The organism is Streptomyces sp. ID05-26A (assembly GCF_033794685.1).
Lineage (GTDB): Bacteria > Actinomycetota > Actinomycetes > Mycobacteriales > Pseudonocardiaceae > Lentzea.
Genome location: NZ_JARAYZ010000001.1, coordinates 295539 through 312887, shown reverse-complemented (window position 1 = coordinate 312887; position 17349 = coordinate 295539). Strand labels below are relative to the sequence as shown.

The 17349-nt window shown below is 69.1% G+C and carries 22 protein-coding genes; 16 read left to right on the top strand and 6 right to left on the bottom strand.

Annotation, left to right across the window (positions count from 1 at the left end):
* The first annotated feature begins 29 nt into the window (after positions 1-29).
* The 4 genes from hisD to PV646_RS01505 are packed head-to-tail and all read left to right on the top strand — an operon-like array spanning position 30 to position 3200.
* Positions 30-1346, top strand: coding sequence for a histidinol dehydrogenase (gene hisD, locus PV646_RS01520; RefSeq protein ID WP_500339633.1), 1317 nt, complete (start codon positions 30-32; stop codon positions 1344-1346).
* Complete coding sequence (locus PV646_RS01515; RefSeq protein WP_500339632.1) at positions 1343-2449, top strand: histidinol-phosphate transaminase; 1107 nt, start codon at positions 1343-1345, stop codon at positions 2447-2449. The genes hisD and PV646_RS01515 overlap by 4 nt, the downstream gene beginning before the upstream one ends.
* Positions 2446-3045: an imidazoleglycerol-phosphate dehydratase HisB gene (gene hisB, locus PV646_RS01510; protein ID WP_090067543.1), complete on the top strand. Its 600-nt coding sequence runs from the start codon at positions 2446-2448 to the stop codon at positions 3043-3045. Before PV646_RS01515 ends, hisB begins: the two co-directional genes overlap by 4 nt.
* Complete coding sequence (locus tag PV646_RS01505; protein WP_170176337.1) at positions 3045-3200, top strand: CG2302 family histidine operon protein; 156 nt, start codon at positions 3045-3047, stop codon at positions 3198-3200. Before hisB ends, PV646_RS01505 begins: the two co-directional genes overlap by 1 nt.
* Here PV646_RS01505 and PV646_RS01500 read toward each other — a convergent pair.
* Together PV646_RS01500 and PV646_RS01495 are read right to left on the bottom strand one after the other, a co-directional pair.
* Positions 3197-3802 carry a class I SAM-dependent methyltransferase gene (locus PV646_RS01500; RefSeq protein WP_500339631.1) on the bottom strand — a complete coding sequence of 202 codons (606 nt, stop codon included), beginning with the start codon at positions 3800-3802 and terminating at the stop codon, positions 3197-3199. The genes PV646_RS01505 and PV646_RS01500 overlap by 4 nt on opposite strands.
* A complete protein-coding gene (locus PV646_RS01495; protein ID WP_500339630.1) occupies positions 3799-4323 on the bottom strand; it encodes an RNA 2'-phosphotransferase in 525 nt (174 codons plus the stop codon). The genes PV646_RS01500 and PV646_RS01495 overlap by 4 nt, the downstream gene beginning before the upstream one ends.
* 455 nt (positions 4324-4778) lie before the next feature.
* Between PV646_RS01495 and PV646_RS01490 the strand changes: the two genes are divergently transcribed.
* Complete coding sequence (locus PV646_RS01490) at positions 4779-5240, top strand: alpha/beta fold hydrolase (protein WP_500339629.1); 462 nt, start codon at positions 4779-4781, stop codon at positions 5238-5240.
* Here the strand turns inward: PV646_RS01490 and soxR are convergent.
* Positions 5184-5630 carry a redox-sensitive transcriptional activator SoxR gene (gene soxR, locus PV646_RS01485; RefSeq protein ID WP_500342216.1) on the bottom strand — a complete coding sequence of 149 codons (447 nt, stop codon included), beginning with the start codon at positions 5628-5630 and terminating at the stop codon, positions 5184-5186. The genes PV646_RS01490 and soxR overlap by 57 nt on opposite strands.
* A gap of 73 nt (positions 5631-5703) precedes the next feature.
* Here soxR and PV646_RS01480 point away from each other — a divergent pair, with 73 nt between their 5' ends.
* The 6 genes from PV646_RS01480 (at position 5704) to priA (ending at position 11247) form a co-directional block, all read left to right on the top strand.
* Complete coding sequence (locus tag PV646_RS01480; protein ID WP_500339628.1) at positions 5704-6369, top strand: thiamine pyrophosphate-binding protein; 666 nt, start codon at positions 5704-5706, stop codon at positions 6367-6369.
* Positions 6369-7262, top strand: coding sequence for a transketolase family protein (locus PV646_RS01475; RefSeq protein WP_500339627.1), 894 nt, complete (start codon positions 6369-6371; stop codon positions 7260-7262). Before PV646_RS01480 ends, PV646_RS01475 begins: the two co-directional genes overlap by 1 nt.
* A 211-nt stretch (positions 7263-7473) precedes the next feature.
* Positions 7474-8286: a hypothetical protein gene (locus tag PV646_RS01470; protein WP_500339626.1), complete on the top strand. Its 813-nt coding sequence runs from the start codon at positions 7474-7476 to the stop codon at positions 8284-8286.
* Positions 8287-8296: 10 nt separating this feature from the next.
* On the top strand, positions 8297-8932 hold the full coding sequence (gene hisH, locus PV646_RS01465) for an imidazole glycerol phosphate synthase subunit HisH (protein WP_500339625.1): 636 nt from the start codon (positions 8297-8299) through the stop codon (positions 8930-8932).
* A gap of 42 nt (positions 8933-8974) precedes the next feature.
* Complete coding sequence (locus PV646_RS01460; RefSeq protein ID WP_500339624.1) at positions 8975-10519, top strand: hypothetical protein; 1545 nt, start codon at positions 8975-8977, stop codon at positions 10517-10519.
* On the top strand, positions 10516-11247 hold the full coding sequence (gene priA, locus PV646_RS01455; RefSeq protein ID WP_030477030.1) for a bifunctional 1-(5-phosphoribosyl)-5-((5-phosphoribosylamino)methylideneamino)imidazole-4-carboxamide isomerase/phosphoribosylanthranilate isomerase PriA: 732 nt from the start codon (positions 10516-10518) through the stop codon (positions 11245-11247). Before PV646_RS01460 ends, priA begins: the two co-directional genes overlap by 4 nt.
* On the opposite strand, the gene PV646_RS01450 is transcribed toward priA, so the two are convergent.
* Both PV646_RS01450 and PV646_RS01445 read right to left on the bottom strand, forming a co-directional pair.
* Positions 11213-11914 carry a Clp protease N-terminal domain-containing protein gene (locus PV646_RS01450; protein ID WP_500339623.1) on the bottom strand — a complete coding sequence of 234 codons (702 nt, stop codon included), beginning with the start codon at positions 11912-11914 and terminating at the stop codon, positions 11213-11215. The genes priA and PV646_RS01450 overlap by 35 nt on opposite strands.
* Before the next feature lie 373 nt (positions 11915-12287).
* Complete coding sequence (locus tag PV646_RS01445) at positions 12288-12668, bottom strand: PPOX class F420-dependent oxidoreductase (protein ID WP_500339622.1); 381 nt, start codon at positions 12666-12668, stop codon at positions 12288-12290.
* Positions 12669-12713: 45 nt separating this feature from the next.
* On the opposite strand from PV646_RS01445, the gene hisF reads away from it, so the two are divergent.
* The 5 genes from hisF to PV646_RS01420 are packed head-to-tail and all read left to right on the top strand — an operon-like array spanning position 12714 to position 16716.
* Complete coding sequence (gene hisF / locus PV646_RS01440) at positions 12714-13472, top strand: imidazole glycerol phosphate synthase subunit HisF (protein WP_500339621.1); 759 nt, start codon at positions 12714-12716, stop codon at positions 13470-13472.
* Positions 13469-13828 (top strand): hypothetical protein, encoded by a 360-nt coding sequence (locus PV646_RS01435; protein ID WP_500339620.1) that lies wholly within the window; start codon positions 13469-13471, stop codon positions 13826-13828. The genes hisF and PV646_RS01435 overlap by 4 nt, the downstream gene beginning before the upstream one ends.
* On the top strand, positions 13825-14175 hold the full coding sequence (gene hisI / locus PV646_RS01430) for a phosphoribosyl-AMP cyclohydrolase (protein WP_189158664.1): 351 nt from the start codon (positions 13825-13827) through the stop codon (positions 14173-14175). Before PV646_RS01435 ends, hisI begins: the two co-directional genes overlap by 4 nt.
* Positions 14176-14206: 31 nt before the next feature.
* Positions 14207-14560 (top strand): hypothetical protein, encoded by a 354-nt coding sequence (locus tag PV646_RS01425; RefSeq protein WP_500339619.1) that lies wholly within the window; start codon positions 14207-14209, stop codon positions 14558-14560.
* Positions 14557-16716 carry a caspase, EACC1-associated type gene (locus tag PV646_RS01420; RefSeq protein WP_500339618.1) on the top strand — a complete coding sequence of 720 codons (2160 nt, stop codon included), beginning with the start codon at positions 14557-14559 and terminating at the stop codon, positions 16714-16716. Before PV646_RS01425 ends, PV646_RS01420 begins: the two co-directional genes overlap by 4 nt.
* Here the strand turns inward: PV646_RS01420 and PV646_RS01415 are convergent.
* The gene (locus PV646_RS01415) at positions 16713-17315 is read right to left on the bottom strand and encodes a TetR/AcrR family transcriptional regulator (protein WP_500339617.1); all 603 of its coding nucleotides are present in this window, start codon (positions 17313-17315) and stop codon (positions 16713-16715) included. The two genes, PV646_RS01420 and PV646_RS01415, sit on opposite strands and share 4 nt — an antisense overlap.
* Positions 17316-17349 lie beyond the last annotated feature (34 nt).

Sequence of the window (17349 nt, the reverse complement as noted above, 5' to 3'; positions counted from 1 at the left end):
AGATTTCCGCGGGAACTAGGCTGTGGGACATGCTGAACCGCATCGACCTGCGAGGTCGCACCACGACTCCCGCACAGCTGCGCGCCATCGTGCCGCGCGCCGAGGTGGACGTGGACGCGGTTCTGCATCACGTACGGCCGATGGTGGACGCGATCGCGGCCCGCGGCGTCGAGGCGGCGCTCGAGTACACGGAGAAGTTCGACGGCGTTCGTCCGGTTTCCGTCCGTGTGCCCGCTTCGGAGATCTCGTCCGCTCTGGCCTCGCTGGACCCCGCCGTGCGGGAGGCTCTGGAAGAGGTCATCGCGCGCACCCGGCGCGTGCACGCCGACCAGAAGCGCGTCGACACCACGACCCAGGTGGTCCCCGGCGGCACCGTCACGGAGAAGTGGGTGCCGGTCGCGCGCGTCGGCCTCTACGCGCCCGGCGGCCTCGCCGTCTACCCGTCGACGGTCGTCATGAACGTCGTGCCCGCCCAGATCGCCGGCGTCGAGTCGCTGGTCGTGGCCTCACCGCCGCAGGCGGAGTTCGGAGGCCTGCCGCACCCGACGATCCTGGCCGCCGCCGCGTTGCTCGGCGTCGACGAGGTGTGGGCCGTGGGTGGCGCCCAGGCCGTGGCGCTGCTGGCGCACGGCGGCGTGGACACCGACGGGGCCGAACTGGCGCCGGTCGACATCGTCACCGGTCCCGGCAACATCTACGTGACGGCGGCGAAGCGGTTGCTGCGCGGCCTGATCGGCATCGACTCCGAGGCGGGGCCGACGGAGATCGCGATCCTCGCCGACTCGTCCGCCGACGCCGTGCACGTGGCCGCGGACCTGATCAGCCAGGCCGAGCACGACCCGCTCGCCGCCTCGGTGCTGGTGACGGACTCGGTCGAGCTGGCGGACGCGGTGGACGTCGAGCTGGAACGCCAGATCGGCGCGACCAAGCACGTCGAGCGGATCCGCACGGCACTGGGCGGCAGGCAGTCCGGCACCGTCCTGGTGTCCACTGTGGACGAAGGTGTCCGGGTCGTCGACGCGTACGCCGCCGAGCACCTGGAGATCCAGACCCGCGACGCGCGTGAGGTGGCGAACCGGATCCGGTCCGCCGGCGCGATCTTCGTCGGTGCGTACGCGCCGGTGTCGCTGGGCGACTACTGCGCGGGCTCGAACCACGTGCTGCCGACCGGTGGCTGCGCCCGGCACTCGTCCGGGCTGTCCGTGCAGACGTTCCTGCGCGGCATCCACCTGATCGACTACTCCGAGGAAGCGCTGCGCGAGGTGGCGGACAAGGTCGTCGCGCTGGCGAACGCGGAGGACCTGCCCGCGCACGGGCAGGCCGTCACGGCGAGGTTCCCCCGATGAAGCCGGTGATCGGCGCACGGGTGGAGCTCTCCGACCTGCCCCTGCGCGAGGACCTGCGCGGCCGCACGCCCTACGGCGCGCCGCAGCTCGACGTCCCGTACCGCCTGAACACCAACGAGAACCCGTACGCGCCGACGGACGCGCTGGCCGCGGACGTCGTCGCGGCGGTCGCCGAGATCGCCGGTGAGCTGCACCGCTACCCGGACCGCGACGCGGTGGCGTTGCGCGAGGACCTGGCGGCGTACCTGAGCGACGCGACCTCGATCCCGCTGACGTCGGAGAACCTCTGGGCCGCCAACGGTTCCAACGAGATCCTCCAGCAGATCATGCAGGCGTTCGGCGGGCCGGGCCGCGTGGCGCTGGGCTTCGAGCCGTCGTACTCGATGCACCCGATCATCGCGGCGGGCACCCGCACCGAGTGGTCGCCGACCCCGCGCCGTCCCGACTTCTCACTGGACGTGGAGAAGGCCGTCTCGGTGATCTCCGAGACGCGGCCGGACATCGTCTTCGTGACGTCGCCGAACAACCCGACGGGCCAGTCGATCCCGCTCGAGGACCTGCGGCTGCTGATCGCGTCCACCACGGGCATGATCGTCGTCGACGAGGCGTACGCGGAGTTCTCCCCTCAGGAGAGCGCGATCAAGCTGCTCGACGAGTTCGGTTCGCGCCTGATCGTCTCGCGCACGATGTCGAAGGCCTTCGCGTTCGCCGGTGGCCGTCTGGGCTACCTGGCCGCCGCTCCGGCCGTGGTCGACGCCTTGCAGCTGGTGCGCCTGCCGTACCACCTGTCCGCGCTCACGCAGGCCGCCGCGCGCGCGTCGCTGAGGCACGCCTCGGAGACGCTGGGTTCGGTGGCGCTGCTGGCCGCGGAACGCGACCGGGTGATGTCCGAGCTCGCGGCGCTGGGTTTCCAGGTCGTGCCCTCGGACGCGAACTTCGTGCTGTTCGGCTGGTTCGAGAACGCGCGGGAGATCTGGAAGTCCTATTTGGACCACGGCGTGCTCATCAGGGACGTCGGAATCGCGGGTCACCTGCGGGTGACCATCGGAACGCCCGAGGAGAACGACGCTTTCCTCGCGGCCAGCAAGGAGGTCAGCCGGTGAGTCGTGTCGGCAAGGTGGAGCGCACCACCAGGGAGTCGTCGGTCTACGTGGAGATCGACCTGGACGGCACCGGCCAGGTCGAGATCAGCACGGGCGTGCCGTTCTACGACCACATGCTCACCGCGTTCGGTGTGCACGGCAGCTTCGACCTGATCGTCCGGGCCACCGGCGACACGCACATCGACGCCCACCACTCGGTCGAGGACATCGCGATCGTGCTGGGCCAGGCGCTGAGGGAAGCGTTGGGGGACAAGAAGGGCATCCGCCGCTTCGGCGACTGCTGGATCCCCATGGACGAGACGCTCGCGCACGCCGCGGTCGACGTCTCGGGCCGCCCGTACACCGTGCACAAGGGCGAGCCGGAGCAGTTCAACAGCTTCGTGATCGGCGGCAACTACCCGTTCGTGCTCAACAGGCACGTCTTCGAGTCGCTGGCCTTCCACGCCCAGATCGCACTGCACGTGCGCGTCGAGTACGGCCGCGACCCGCACCACATCGCGGAAGCCGAGTACAAGGCCATCGCCCGCGCCCTGCGGGTGGCGACGGAGCCCGACCCGCGCGTCGCCGGCGTTCCGTCGACCAAGGGCGTCCTCTGATGCCCAAGGAAGTCGTCGTCATCGGCCTGCTGGCCCTCGCGGGCTTCCTGGCCGGTGGCGTCTACACCACGTGGAAGACCGCCAAGGTCCTGGCGATCATCCTGCTGGTGCTGCTCCTGGTGGCGGTGGGCGGCGCCGTTCTCTGGCTGCTTTAGCGCTTGCGGGCCAGGACCCAGTGGAACGTCGCCGGGTCCGGCTCGTGCATGGTCACCAGGTCGTCGACGACGATCTCCAGGTGCTCCGCGAGCAGACCCCGGTTCACGTCGGGTGTGTTGCTGCCGAAGAACATCTCCACGCCGAGCCAGGTCTCGGTGACGTCCGGTGTGCCGACGCCGAGCGAGGCCAGGAACAGGCCGCCGGGCTTGAGCCACCGCGCGACCTTCGCGAGGAGCGCCGGTTGTTCGGCGCGCGGCACGTGCAGGATCGAGTAGAACGCGGCGATGCCGTCGAACTCGCCTTCCGGGAGGTCGAGCGCGGTCATGTCCGCCTTCTCGAACCGCGCACCCGGCACGTTCACGCGAGCGAGGTCGATCTGCTTCCGCGACAGGTCGACGCCGAGCACGTCGTGCCGTTCGGCGAGCTTCCGGCCACAGGGAATGCCGGCGCCGCAGCCGAGTTCGAGCACCTTCGAGCCGTCGGGCAGTCGTTCGTCGAACGCCGCGAGGTAGCGCAGCCGGGGATCGTCGGTGATGCCCGCGGACCAGTCGAGGTACCGCTGCGCGATGGCGTCGTAGCCGGCCTCGACGGTGTGCTTCACGCCGTACCGAGGTAACGGGCCGGGACGTGCTGGGCGAGCCACACGCCGTTCGCGCTGAGCTGGAACTCGTGCTCGTCCGCGTGCATCGCCTTCGCGTCGACCGTGAGGATCAACGGCCGCCCACGCCGGGCCCCGACCCGCCGTGCGGTCTCGCGGTCGGGCGAGAGGTGCACGTCGTGGCGTGACATGGGCCGCAGCCCGTCGCGCATGATGTCGTCGAGGTACTGCGCGACGGTGCCGTGGAACAGCTGGTCCGGCGGGGTCGCGGTGGGCAGCCCGAGGTCGACCTCGACGCTGTGGCCCTGGTTCGCCCGGATGCGGTCGCCCACGACCGTGAACCGGTTCTTGTCGTTGCGTGCCACGACCTCGTGCATGTCGGCCTCGGAGATGCCGAGTGCGTTCAGGAGGTCGGCCACCGGCACCCAACCCGCGGGGTCGAGGGTGAGGCCAACGCGCTCGGGCTTGTGCCGGAGCGCCTTGGACATCCGCTTCGAGAGGCGGATCATTCTTTCGTCTTCCATTTCGTTCCCAGGAAACCACAGCGCGTCCACCGGTTTTGCGATTTCACGCCGACCCGAGCCGACCGACGGCTTCACTCGGACGAGTGGTCTTCGTCCGGATTCACGCCTGACGCCGTCTACTAGATGTCCTGAAACCGTGATTGGCGTCCCCCGCAAGTATGCGGAGCGCGGGGATGCGGACCGACGGAGTCGGGCGAACGGACAGTCGGCTGCTGCCCGACCTTCAAGGGTGCGACCGGCCCGGCCAGACGTCGAAGGCCAGCCGGGCGACCGGTGACCTGTGTGCGCCGGATGCGCTCGATGTCAAGCGCGCCGACGCGCTCGGGCCCGCGCGGCGGCACGATCGCGCGGCGGTTCGCGATCACCTACCCATCTCGCGTGCGCAGCCTGATCGTGTCCGGGCAACAGCGTGTCGCCGGTGACGCCGGAGGCCTTCGAAGGATGGGCCGAGCGCGATGAGGTCCTGCACGGCCACAAGGGCCCGTGGCAGCGTGAGGCCTGACGCCAGCGCACGTGCGAGCCGAGGCGTTCGCGGCGACACCCGCCGACATCAGGCGACCCGAATCGATGCCCGGCTGACTGCGGCGCTCGCAGGGCGTGCGGGTCGGCGTCGAGTGGCTGCGTCAGCTCCAGGCGGGCCCCTCGGCACGTCACGGTTTCCCGAAGCCGCTCACCGCATCGCCGAACTCGACGTCCCGGTGCTCCTGCTGCACGGCCGCCACGACATGACGTTCCCGGTCAGCCTGGTCGAGCCCACGCTCGACCTGATCTCGCGGGCACGTGCCGTCGTGCTGGAGGACACGGGACACATGCTGCACGTCGACGACCCCGAGGGCTACGTGCGCGCCGTGCGGGGGTTCCTAGATGGTGCCCCCTTCGAGGGCGGGCTTGAGCTGGGGAGCGCCCGGCCCGTGTGAGGCCTGCTCGTCGTCGATGTTCTGCAGGGCACAGCTGCGCAGCGACAGGCAGCCGCACCCGATGCAGCCGGTGAGGCGGTCGCGCAGGCGGTACAGGGCGTCGATGCGGGCGTCGAGCTCCGTCTTCCACGAGCGGGAGAGGCGTTCCCAGTCGGACTTCGTCGGCGTGCGGTTGTCCGGGAGCTGGGCGAGGGCGTCGCGGACGTCCTCCAGCGTGAGGCCCACGCGTTGCGCGGTGCGGATGAAGGCCAGGCGGCGTAGCACCGAGCGCAGGTAGCGCCGTTGGTTGCCCGTGGTGCGAACCGACGTGATCAGACCCCTGTCCTCGTAGAAGCGCAGCGCGGTGTGGGGGACGCCGCTGCGCTCGGCGACCTGGCCGATGGTCAGCATTTCCGGCAACTTGCTCACCGGATCATCGTAACCGCTTGACCTCCAGCTTGGTCGAGGTTGAACAGTTGGTGCCATGCAACGGATACCGGAGCTCTTCGCGAGGATGACCGGGGACGAGAAGCACGAGTGGGCGGCGGCCTCCACCATCGACGTGCTCTGGGTCCTCTACGACAAGGTCCTCAACGTCACACCCGCGACGGTCGGTGACCCCGACCGCGACCGGTTCCTGCTCTCCAAGGGGCACGGGCCGATGGCCTACTACGCCGTGCTGGCGGAGAAGGGGTTCATCGACGAGTCCACTTTGGACGACTGGACGTCGTGGGACAGCCCGCTCGGCCAGCACCCGGACCGGGTGCTCGTGCGCGGTGTGGAGATCAGCAGCGGCTCGCTCGGCCACGGGCTGCCGATCGCGGTCGGCACGGCCATCGGGCAGCGGATCGCCGGAAGCCGCGGCCGCACGTTCGTGCTGGTCGGCGACGGTGAGCTGGACGAGGGCAGCAACCACGAGGCGATCGCGGTGGCGGCCCGGCTCAGGGTCGCGAACCTCACCGCGATCGTGATCGACAACCAGTCCGCGATGTACGGCTGGCCCGGTGGCATCGCGCGGCGGTTCGCCGTCGAGGGGTGGCAGACCGCCGAGATCGACGGCCGCGACCACGAGGCCGTCTTCACCGCGCTGACCGCGCCGCACGACCGCCCGTACGCGGTGGTCGCCAGGATCGAGAAGGGCCACCACTGATGACCACCATGCGCCAGGCCTTCGTCGAGACGGTCAACGACGAGATCGCCGCCGACCCGCGGATCGCCGTCGTGACGGCCGTGATCTCCAGCAACGAGTTCCCGCGGGAGAACGAACGCGTCGTGGACGTCGGGATCCGCGAGCAGACCATGGTGGGTGTGGCGAGCGGCCTGGCGTTGGCGGGCCTGCGTCCAGTCGTGCACAGCTACGCGCCGTTCCTGGTCGAACGGCCGTACGAGCAGATCAAGCTCGACATCGTGCATCAGGACGTGGGCGCGGTGTTCGTGAGCATCGGAGCGTCCTATGACGACCCGGCGTGGGGCCGCACGCACCAGTCGCCGGGCGACGTCGCGTTGTTCGACACGCTTCCCGGCTGGACTGTTCACGTGCCCGGTCATCCGGACGAGGTCACGCCGTTGCTCCGGCAGGCGCTGAAGGACGACGACCGCGTCTACTTGAGGCTTTCGCTGCACGAGAACACCCAGGCGCATCCGGTCGGCGAGGGGTTCACGACCATCCGGCACGGGAAACGCGGTGTGGTGCTCGCCGTGGGGCCGATGCTCGACCGCGTGGTCAAGGCCGTCGAGTCGGAGAACGCCGACGTCACGGTGCTGTACGCGGCCACGGTCCGTCCGTTCGACTCGGACGGCTTGCGCAAGGCCGTGCAGAACACCGACCACGCCGACGTGATGGTGGTGGAGCCGTACCTGGAGGGAACTTCCTCTCATCTCGTGTCCGAGACGCTGCAACAAATCCCGCACCGCATTCGTTCTACAGGTGTCAAACGGCACGCAGAGCTCCGCAACTACGGCACGGCCGAGGACCATGACGCGGCTCATGATCTCGACGTGGTGGGGCTGGGGAGTGCTGTGCGGAGTTTCTTCAGGGGGTGAAGGAACATGTTCGCGGTCATGGGGGATGACTGGACCGGCGCGCCTTCTCGCGCGGTTTAGGGGTGAGGCGGCGTCTCGTGCCGCCGGGTCGGTCTGATGTGGACGGAGTCGGCGGCACGGGCACGTCGGGAATTGCATTGGTTCCCGCTGGATCCTCCGGGATTGGCATGTCCGCACCGGCGTGCGAAGCGGACCAGGAATGATGTTGGTCGTGAGAATGCTGATCTGGACCCCGGTGAACGCCGCCGAGCTGCAGAAGTCCATGCACAGCGGCAACGTGGGCCCCGCGGCGCTCGTCCCGGTGCAGTCCGGCACGGTGCTGCTGCCTCCGCCGGGCACGAAGCTCAACGAGGCCGCCTACATGGCGAACCGGGTCCGCAAGATCGGGAACGGCGCCGCCCTGGCCGTGTGGAACGACGAGGCCGCCCTGCTCTACCTGTTCACGTCGACGATCGGGCGTGCCTCGATGTGGGGTTCGCGCGAGGCGGTGCTGCGGTTGTCGGCGCAGGCGAAGCAGTCGGGGCCGGTCGGACTGTCCTTCGACCGCATGACCGCGGGCATGGTCAACCTGCGGGAGAAGGAGAAGTGGCAGCTCGACGCCATCGACAAGCTCACCGCGCTGTACCCGGCGGCCGGTCGCAAGGGCCCGCTCGAACGCATCCGCGACTTCGAGAACGGCCGTGCCGCGATCCCGGAGTTCTTCCGCTCGGCGGGGCTGCCGGAGGTCGCGAAGGTCGCCGAGCTCGCGGAGCAGGGCCGCGCGGACTTCGTGCTGCGGACGCTGGAAGCACCGCACGCGAAGCTGTGGCCGCTCGCGTTGATCTTCCCGTTGCTCGTGCTGACGGCGCTGGTGACGGTGCTGCTCCACATCCCGGCGGTGGTCTACTACCTCATCGGCGGCGTGCTCCTGGTGCTGATGTGCGCGCTGCTCGTCGTGCTCAGGCGCCGGCTCGTGCGCACGAAACCGATCAACACCGTGCTGCCGGTCATCCCGGTCACGCAGGGGGCGGTCCCGACCGACTAACCTGGTCGGCGTGGCACGTGTCGTCGTACTTGACTATGGATCCGGCAACCTCCGCTCCGCCGAACGCGCACTCCAGCGGGTCGGCGCCGATGTCGAGGTGACGTCGGACCGTCAGGCCGCCCGGGACGCGGACGGTCTGGTCGTGCCCGGCGTCGGCGCGTACGCGGCGTGCATGGAAGGCCTCAACTCGGTGCGCGGCGCCCGGATCATCGGTGAGCGCCTCGCCGGTGGTCGTCCGGTGCTCGGCATCTGCGTGGGCATGCAGATCCTGTTCGACCGCGGCATCGAGCACGGCGTGCTGACCGAGGGCTGCGGTGAGTGGCCGGGCACCGTCGAGCGCCTCGAAGCGCCGATCGTGCCGCACATGGGCTGGAACACGGTGCGCACGCCCGAGGACTCGAAGCTCTTCGCGGGCCTCGACAAGGACACGCGGTTCTACTTCGTCCACTCCTACGGCGTGCGCCGCTGGGAGCTGGAGCCGGCCGAGCACCTCAGGCCGCCGCTGGTGACGTGGGCGGACCACGCGGGGGACGAGTTCGTGGCCGCGGTCGAGAACGGGCCGTTGTGGGCGACGCAGTTCCACCCGGAGAAGTCCGGTGACGCCGGAGCGCACCTCCTGAAGAACTGGTTGAACACGTTGTCGTGAGCTGGAGCGCATTTCCCGCTCCAGCTGGTTGACTACCTCTTCGTGATCACACGACTGCTGACGGTAGCCGCTCTGCTGGCTGCCACTGTCGCCGTGCCTGGGGGCGCGCACGCCGCACCGGCACCGTTCCACGACACCTTCGACGGTGCCGTGGACGCCGACCCGACCTACGGTCTCAACGACAACCTGAAGCAACGCCAGGAAACCGGCGCTGTCACGTACAGCCGGGTGTCGGGCAGGTGGAACACCGGCGACGTGCCACGCCCGTGGTACTCGCAGGTCGGTCACCCGAACCACCGCGGCGCGTTGTCGATGCACCTCGGCACGACGGCGGTGCGGCTCGACGCGCCGTCCACGGGTTCGTCGATCTCGGCGACGCTCACTCCGGTGGCGGGCGATCGCACGTCCGGTGACTGGTCGTCGATCGCTTTGGGACGTTCGGCGAACAGCTGGGGTTACGTGTCCAATCAGGACATCGACCTCGGGTTCCTGGTGCGCGCCAACGGAGGCGTGCAGCTCTTCCAGCCGGGCAAGCCCGTCGTGACCCTGCCGGCGTTCGCCGCGGCCAAGGACGACGGCTCGTTCGACGTGACGTTGAAGCTCGCCGGGTCGACGCTCGACCTGTCCGTCAACGGCACCCGCAAGACGATCACGCTGGGCACGGCGGTGCCGACCGAGCGGCTGTGGATCTACCTAGGGCGTTATTCGGACAGCGACAAGACCGTCAGCCTCGTCGACGACCTCCGCGTCGAGCGGATGAACTCGGACGACCTGCGCAAGCGTCCCGGTTCGCAACTGCGCTACTACGGCTACTTCGGCGCGCGGCTGAACGCCGCCGGGGGCAACCACCTGCCCGAGGTGCGCGGTCGCAGCAACCTGAACTGGGTGCAGATCAGCGACGTCGACGCCTACCGCCCCGAGGTGCTGCGGGACTGCGCTCCCGCCGGGTGCGTCGTCCACACGGGCAACGAGTTCTTCGACTGCGACGCCGCCGGCTGCTCGCTGTACCCGAACGCCTCCGCCCGCTGGCAGGTGCTCGCGGAGAAGGTGCGGCCGTACCTCGACCGGGTGGCCGGGTTCGTGCTGCAGGACGAGCCGTTCCACCACGGCGCGCGCTTCGAGGACGTCGAGTTCTCCGCTCAGCAGATCAAGAACACGTTCCCGGACAGGAAGGTCATGCTGATCGAGGCGGGCGTCCGGGTCGACGACTCCTTCCGCGTGCCCGCCGCCGTCGACTGGGTCGGCTTCGACGAGTACTGCGTCGGATACGAGGCCCTGGACGCGCGCATGACCAAGCTGGAGGAGCGTGCGCCGGGCAAGGAGCTGTTCCTGCTGCCCGAGGCCGCGCCGCAGTCGTGGTGCGCGGACAGGACCGACGCGGACCTCGCGAGCACCCAGTACCTGCACATGGCGTTGGCGCAGGAGCACCCCGCGTTCGTCGGGATCATGGTCTTCGGGCCGTGGACGGGCGTCGGACCTGCCGCGACGGGCCCCGGCACGCCGGTCCCGTCGAAGTTCCCGCGCGCCACCGAGGCCCAGGAGCGCGTGGCCGCCCTCGTGCTGGGGGACGCTAGGCTGCTCGGGTGACGTTCACACTCCTCCCCGCTGTTGACGTGGCCGACGGTCGTGCCGTCCGGCTCGTGCAGGGCGAAGCCGGTACCGAGACGAACTACGGCGAGCCGCTCGACGCGGCCCTGCAGTGGCAGCGCGACGGGGCGGAGTGGATCCATCTCGTCGACCTCGACGCCGCGTTCGGCCGCGGCTCCAACCGCGAGCTGATCGCCCGTGTCGTCGGCGAGCTCGACGTGAAGGTGGAGCTGTCCGGCGGCATCCGCGACGACGCGTCGCTGGAGGCCGCCCTGGCCACCGGCTGCGCCCGCGTGAACCTCGGCACGGCCGCGCTGGAAGACCCGGAGTGGTGTGCCAAGGCGCTGGCCGCGTACGGCGAGAAGATCGCGGTGGGCCTCGACGTCCGCATCACCGAGCAGGGCCACCGGGTCAAGGGCCGCGGCTGGACGTCGGACGGCGGCGACCTCTGGGAGGTCCTCGACCGGCTCGACCGCGACGGCTGCACCCGTTACGTGGTCACCGACGTGTCGAAGGACGGCACGCTGACGGGCCCGAACCTGGAGCTGCTGAGCGAGGTCTGCGCCCGCACCGACGCCCCGGTGATCGCGTCCGGCGGCGTGTCCACTGTGGACGACCTGGTGGCGCTCTCGAAGCTGTCGCGCGACGGCGTCGAGGGTTCGATCATCGGCAAGGCCCTGTACGCCGGCGCCTTCACGCTCCCGGAAGCACTTGCTGCGGTCCGTTGACCACGGCCTCGATGTGAGTGGCCGCGGCCGCGTGCGTCACACCTGTGTTGTGCAGCACGTCGGCCGCGGTCCCGTCGGCTTCCAGCAGCACGCCGAGCAGGATGTGCTCGGTGCCGATGAACATGTGGCCCATCCGCAGCGCCTCGCGCACGGCCAGTTCGAGGGCCTTCTTGCAGTGCGTCGTGTACGGCTGCTTCTCCGGCCGTTGCCGGGCCTCTGAGTCGAGCCGGTTGAGTGTCGCGATCCGCGTGCTGCCGTCGCCCGACTCCAGCTTCGCGATCGTCTTGGCCGCGAGCCCGGCCGACTCGTCGAGCAACCCGAGCAGCAGGTGCTCGGTGCCGATCCGGTCGCTGAACCGCGCGTGGTGCCGCGCCAGCGCGATGACCCGCCTCGACCGCTGGGTGTAGCGCTCCATGCTCGGCTTGCCCAGCTCCGGCGACTCCCTGGGCACGAACCGCTTCTGCGCGGCCTGCTTCGTGACGCCGAGGCTCTCGCCGATCTCGGCCCAGCTCGCCCCGCCCCGCCGCGCCTCGTCCACGAAGTGGCCGATCAGGTGGTCGCCGAGTTCGCTGAGCTGACCGCTCAGTTCGACCGCCCTGGCCAGGCGCACGAGGGCGTCGTCTGCTTCTTGAGCGACCGTGACGATGAGGTCGGTCAACTGGATCATCCGTCAACTCTAGGTTGACGCTGAGTTGCGGGTCAACCTCGAGTTGACGGTCGACGTGGATTCAACGTTGACGCACTCGGTCCATGTGGAGTCGACATTGAGGGCCACGATCAACATGGACGTGCATCATCGATGTGGACGGAAGACAACGTTGTCATCGCTGTGGACAGCGTCAACCATGCATTGATTCGGCGCGCTTCGATGTTGATCAGTCGGTAGTCAATGTCGAGTCAACGTGGGATCAACATGGACCGACGCAGTCGACATGGACCAGTTCCATCGACGTGGATCGACGGGATCAACATGGACCGGCGGCATCAACGTCGACTCGATGTCGACCAGTCTCGATCCGGACGGTCTCGACGTCGACGAGTCAGCTCGCCGGCGTGATCTCGATGCCGATCGTCCCGGCCCGCCCCCGCCGCAGCCTGCTGCCGGTCATCGTCAACCAGCCCATGAACCCGTACTTCTTGACGATGCGCGAGCGGACGTCGTCGCTGGCGGAGTCGTCCAGCAGCCGGGCCCGCGCCTTGACCGACGGGCCCTGGGGGTTGCCGCGGAGGTCGCACGGCCCGATCTCCACGTCCCCGCTGCGCCGGATCCGCTTGACCTTGCCGGTCTCCTTGGCGCTCCAGGCGTAGATCACGTCGTCGGAGGGGCCCGGCGCGACCCACACCGGGGTGGGCACCGGGGTGCCGTCCTTGCGGAACGTCGTCAGCAGCAGGTACTGGCCGCGGCCCAGTTCGGTGATCATGGCGCCGCAGCGTAGTCCTCAGGGCTCCCTTGTAGGCTTTCCCGCATGTCAGTCGCGGTCCGTGTCATTCCCTGTCTCGACGTCGACCGCGGCCGGGTGGTGAAAGGCGTCAACTTCACCAACCTCGTCGACGCGGGTGATCCCGTCGAGCTCGCGAGGGCCTACGACGCCGAGGGCGCGGACGAGCTGACGTTCCTCGACGTGACGGCCAGCAGCGGTGACAGGGAGACGACGTTCGACGTCGTCCGGCGCACGGCCGAGCAGGTGTTCATCCCCCTCACGGTCGGCGGCGGCGTGCGCAGCCCCGAGGACGTCAACAAGCTGCTCCGCGCGGGCGCGGACAAGGTCAGCCTCAACACCGCCGCCATCGCGCGTCCCGAACTGCTCAAGGAGTGCTCGGAGCGGTACGGCGCGCAGTGCATCGTGCTGTCGGTCGACGCGCGGCGAATCCCCGGCGGCACCGGCTTCGAGGTCACCACGCACGGCGGCCGCACCGGCACCGGCATCGACGCGATCGCCTGGGCCGCGAAGGGCCAGGAGCTGGGCGTCGGCGAGATCCTGCTGAACTCGATGGACGCCGACGGCACCAAGGCCGGCTTCGACCTCGAACTGCTCGAACTGGTGCGCCGCGAGGTCGACGTCCCGCTGATCGCGAGCGGCGGCGCCGGCGCGATCGACCACTTCCCGCCGGCCGTCGCCGCGGGCGCGGACGCCGTGCTCGCCGCGAGCGTCTTCCACTTCGGCCAGCTCCGCATCAGCGAGGTCAAGGACGGCCTGCGCCAGGCGGGCGTCGTGGTGCGGTGAAGCCCGTCGAGGTGCGGGTCGCCTCGGCGGTCGCGTTCGGTGGCGCACTCGTGTTCCTGGTCGTCGGCCTGATCCTGTGGCGCTCGACCGGCGACCCCGACGTGCTGAAGCTGCCGTCGTTCCTCGCGATCCTCGAACTGCCGATCGCGGCCGCGCTGCTCATCAGACTCCGGTTCATGCACTACCCGGCGATGATCGTGTTCATCCTCGTCGCGCTGCTGCACCTGGTCATCGTGCTTGCCGAAGGGCCGGCGTGGGCGCGCGTCGCGTCCGGAGTGCTGTCCGCCGTGCACATCTACGGAGTGGTCCTGCTCAACACCGGACCGGCTCGTGAACACCTGGGAGGTCCCCGTTGAGCGCTTCGCTCGATCCCGCCGTGTCCCAACGCCTCAAGCGCACCCCGGACGGTCTCGTCTGCGCCGTCGCCCAGCAGCGGGGCACCGGCGAGGTGCTCATGGTCGCGTGGATGGACGACGAGGCGCTGCACCGCACCCTCACCACCCGCCGCGCGACGTACTACTCGCGCAGCCGCCAGCAGCTGTGGGTGAAGGGCGAGACCTCCGGGCACACCCAGTACGTGCACGAGGTCAGGCTCGACTGCGACGGCGACACGCTGCTGCTGACCGTCGACCAGGTCGGCGCCGCCTGCCACACCGGTGACCGCACGTGCTTCGACGCCACGGTGCTGCTCGCCGACGTGTGACGCTCGGCATGCGGATCACGATGTGGTCTGCATGGCTGACATCACGCTCCGAGTAGAGGCGTCGGGTGAGAACCTTGCGAAGGTCACCGCGGAGCTTCTCGAACTCCTGAGCGCGGACGCGCGCCTCGACGTGCGCCAGGTTGCCTCCGAGGTACCAGGTGGTGCGAAGTCCGGTACCGGGCTCACCGTCGGGGAACTCGTCGTGAGCGGGGTGCTGTCCGCCGCCTCGGTTCGTGCGGGGGCTTCTGTGTTGGTCTCGTGGCTACAGGGACGCGCCGAGCGCAAGGTCACCCTGAAGTCCGTCGACGACGAGATCGTCATCGACGGCACGCCGACCCGTGCTCAGCAGGAACTGGTCGAGAAGTGGCTGCGTGAGCGCGGATGAGCCGGCACGCGCTGCTCGTTGCCGTCGGTGAATACGAAGATCCGCGCCTCAACGCCCTGCGCGCGCCGCAGCAGGACGTGACGCGTCTCGCCGCCGTCCTGGAGGACTCCGCGATCGGCGGCTTCGACTCCGTGCGGGTTCTGATCGATGCCACTGACGACACGATTCGGCGTGAGCTCGAGAGCACGTTGACGTCGCGCGCGCCCGAAGACCTCGTGCTCGTCTACTTCTCTTGCCACGGCATCGTCACGCCGCAGCGACGCCTGTTCTTCGCGGCGTCGAACTCGGTGCAGGACCGCCCCGCGGGCACAGCGGTGGCCAGGACGTACCTCAACGAGCTGTTCGAGGACTGTCGCGCGGCGGCGCGGGTTCTGCTGCTGGACTGTTGTTTCAGCGGTGCGTACGGCAAAGGCATCAAGGCCGCCCTTGGCGGTGCGGTGCTGGACGACGAGCGCGTCGGCGAGGGGTACGTGGTGCTGACGGCCTCGAACGCGTTCGAGTACGCCTTCGAGGAAGACGAGCTGTCTGGCGAAGCTCCCCACGCCTCCGTGTTCACCGATGTGATGTTGGAGGGTCTGACGAGCGGTGAGGCGGATCTGAACGGCGACGGGTGGATCGACGTGCGCGAACTGTTCGACTACGTGCATCGCGAGGTCACCGCACGCCGCCGCCATCAGACGCCCAAGTTCTTCGCCCACGCGGCGGACGCGATGATCCCCATCGCGCGAGCGGGCCGGGCGAAAACAGCCGCTTCGGACACGGTGAAGGCCACTTACACGCCGGAGCAGATCCTGGTGTCCCGGGGCTTTACCGCCGCCGCCAAGCCGATCTGCAGGACGCTGGGGCCGTTTGGGCGGCGAGCGGTCGTGTCCGGGGAACGCGGCCGCTATGAGGAACTCGTCGAGACGTCCGCGATCGCCGACGCGTTTCGGGCTCGTGATCCACGTGATGAGCTCGGTGCCCGGCACGTGAGGGATCTCGTGCACCTGGTGCATCGGAATGCCGGGGATGGCGCGGCGACGGCGGTGGTCGTCGCCCAGCGCCTGATCATGAACCTGCTTGACGCGATGAGGGCCGGTGCCGGTCCCGCCCAGCTCATGCGCAGCCTCGAGGAGGCGCGCGCGTTGGTGATCGACTACCTGGACGACCGGAAGGTGGAACTCACCGACTGGAGCCAAGCCGCGCATCTCGCGACTTCCGCCTCGGGAAGCCTGGAGGTCGGCGCGCTGCTGGGGAACGCGGTGAGGATGGCGGGTGTCCACGCGATGATCGTCGTGAGCGTCAACGAGCGTCTTGGGGTGAGGTTCGGGCTGCATCACGGTGCCAGATTCGTCGGCAGTGGTTACCTGACAGGGCGACTCCTCACCGACAAGGTCCGCAAGCTCCTCGAGTTCGATCACCCGCGGGTGCTGGTGTGCCGAAGCGGAATCAGGTTCCAGGACGCGCTCAGATCTGTGAGCTTGAAGGTCATCGGTGATCAGCGCCACCTGGTCGTCGTCGCGCCTGACGTCAGTGACGAGGTGCTGGCCTTGTTCCCCGACGACCGCATCATGAACGTCCGGTCGAGGTTCGTCGCGATGCGGGCTCCCGAGGACGGCGAGCAACTCGTCGCGCTCGCCAACGCGGTCGGTGCCGAGCTGGCCGACGCCGATTCAGCCGTGGCGATAGACCCGCGCGTGCTAGGAGAGGCGACCAAGGTCGTGCTGAGCGAGCACGACGGCATCGTCGTCGTCGACAACGCCCAGACAGGTTGGACCGAGACCGTGCTGGTGACTGTTGGAGCCCTGGACGAAGCCAACCTGGCCGACCAACGGCGCCAGGTGGAACGAGCTGTGTCCGTGGTGAGCGCGGCGGCACGCGAAGGCATCACCGAGGGTGGCGGGGCGACGTTGTTCTGGGCGAAGAACAGGCTGGACCACGCGAACCCGGCTCACGTGGCGCTGGGGGACGCGCTGGAGCAACCTCTGCGCCAGATCGCGGCGAACGCCGGCTTCGAGCTCGACGCTCTCGGCGAGCAGACCGGTGGGTTCGACGCTCACGACGGAGTGTTCATCGAGGGGTTCGGCCCTGATGCGGTGATCGAGTCGGTGGGTGTCCTGCGCGTTGTCGTCGACAGCGCCGTTCAGACCGCGCAACGTTTCTTACGGCTCGGCTAGTCGAGGTCGCCGGTGAGGTAGCGCTGCATGTTCGGCGCGATGGCCTTGATCACCGTCTCGATGTCGGTCGACGCCAGCGGTTCGAAGCGCACGACGTAGCGGACGATGCCGAGCCCGACCATCTGCGTCGCGCACAGCGTGGCCCTGAGCTCGTGCTGCTCGGCGCCGATCTCCGCGAGCAGCTTCTTGAAGATCGCGTTGACGAGGAACTGCTTCAGCGCGCCCGCCACCTCCGGCTGGCTGGTGACACTGCGGATCAGGGCCGCGAACACACCACCGCCGGTCGCGTCCCACACCGTCACGAACGTGCGGATGATCCGTTCGCCGGCTTCCTCCACGGGGCCGTCCAGCAGGCGTTTGAGGATCTCGGCCGGGTCGAACGGGAGCTGCAGCACGGACTGGGCGAACAGGCCCTCCTTGCCGCCGAACCAGTGGTTGACCATCGCGGCGTCCACGCCTGCCTTGGCGGCGATCGCGCGTACCGTGGCACCGTCGTAGCCCTTCTCGACGAACACCTCGCGGGCCGCTGCGACGAGCGCGGCCTTGGTGTCCTCGCCCGCGGCGCGGCGGCCTCGTCGTTTCTGGTTCACTCGCTCCACATGGGTCATAGTTCAACAGATGTTGAATTTATGC

Bases quoted from the DNA above. Each gene is read 5' to 3' on its own strand.
- PV646_RS01515 (WP_500339632.1), top strand. From the start codon at position 1,343: ATGAAGCCGGTGATCGGCGCACGGGTGGAGCTCTCCGACCTGCCCCTG.
- PV646_RS01495 (WP_500339630.1), bottom strand. From the start codon at position 4,323: ATGGAAGACGAAAGAATGATCCGCCTCTCGAAGCGGATGTCCAAGGCG.
- PV646_RS01480 (WP_500339628.1), top strand. From the start codon at position 5,704: ATGCAACGGATACCGGAGCTCTTCGCGAGGATGACCGGGGACGAGAAG.
- hisD (WP_500339633.1), top strand. From the start codon at position 30: ATGCTGAACCGCATCGACCTGCGAGGTCGCACCACGACTCCCGCACAG.
- PV646_RS01505 (WP_170176337.1), top strand. From the start codon at position 3,045: ATGCCCAAGGAAGTCGTCGTCATCGGCCTGCTGGCCCTCGCGGGCTTC.
- hisF (WP_500339621.1), top strand. From the start codon at position 12,714: ATGTCAGTCGCGGTCCGTGTCATTCCCTGTCTCGACGTCGACCGCGGC.
- PV646_RS01445 (WP_500339622.1), bottom strand. From the start codon at position 12,668: ATGATCACCGAACTGGGCCGCGGCCAGTACCTGCTGCTGACGACGTTC.
- soxR (WP_500342216.1), bottom strand. From the start codon at position 5,630: ATGCTGACCATCGGCCAGGTCGCCGAGCGCAGCGGCGTCCCCCACACC.
- PV646_RS01420 (WP_500339618.1), top strand. From the start codon at position 14,557: ATGAGCCGGCACGCGCTGCTCGTTGCCGTCGGTGAATACGAAGATCCG.
- PV646_RS01490 (WP_500339629.1), top strand. From the start codon at position 4,779: ATGAGGTCCTGCACGGCCACAAGGGCCCGTGGCAGCGTGAGGCCTGAC.
- PV646_RS01450 (WP_500339623.1), bottom strand. From the start codon at position 11,914: ATGATCCAGTTGACCGACCTCATCGTCACGGTCGCTCAAGAAGCAGAC.
- PV646_RS01425 (WP_500339619.1), top strand. From the start codon at position 14,207: ATGGCTGACATCACGCTCCGAGTAGAGGCGTCGGGTGAGAACCTTGCG.
- PV646_RS01475 (WP_500339627.1), top strand. From the start codon at position 6,369: ATGACCACCATGCGCCAGGCCTTCGTCGAGACGGTCAACGACGAGATC.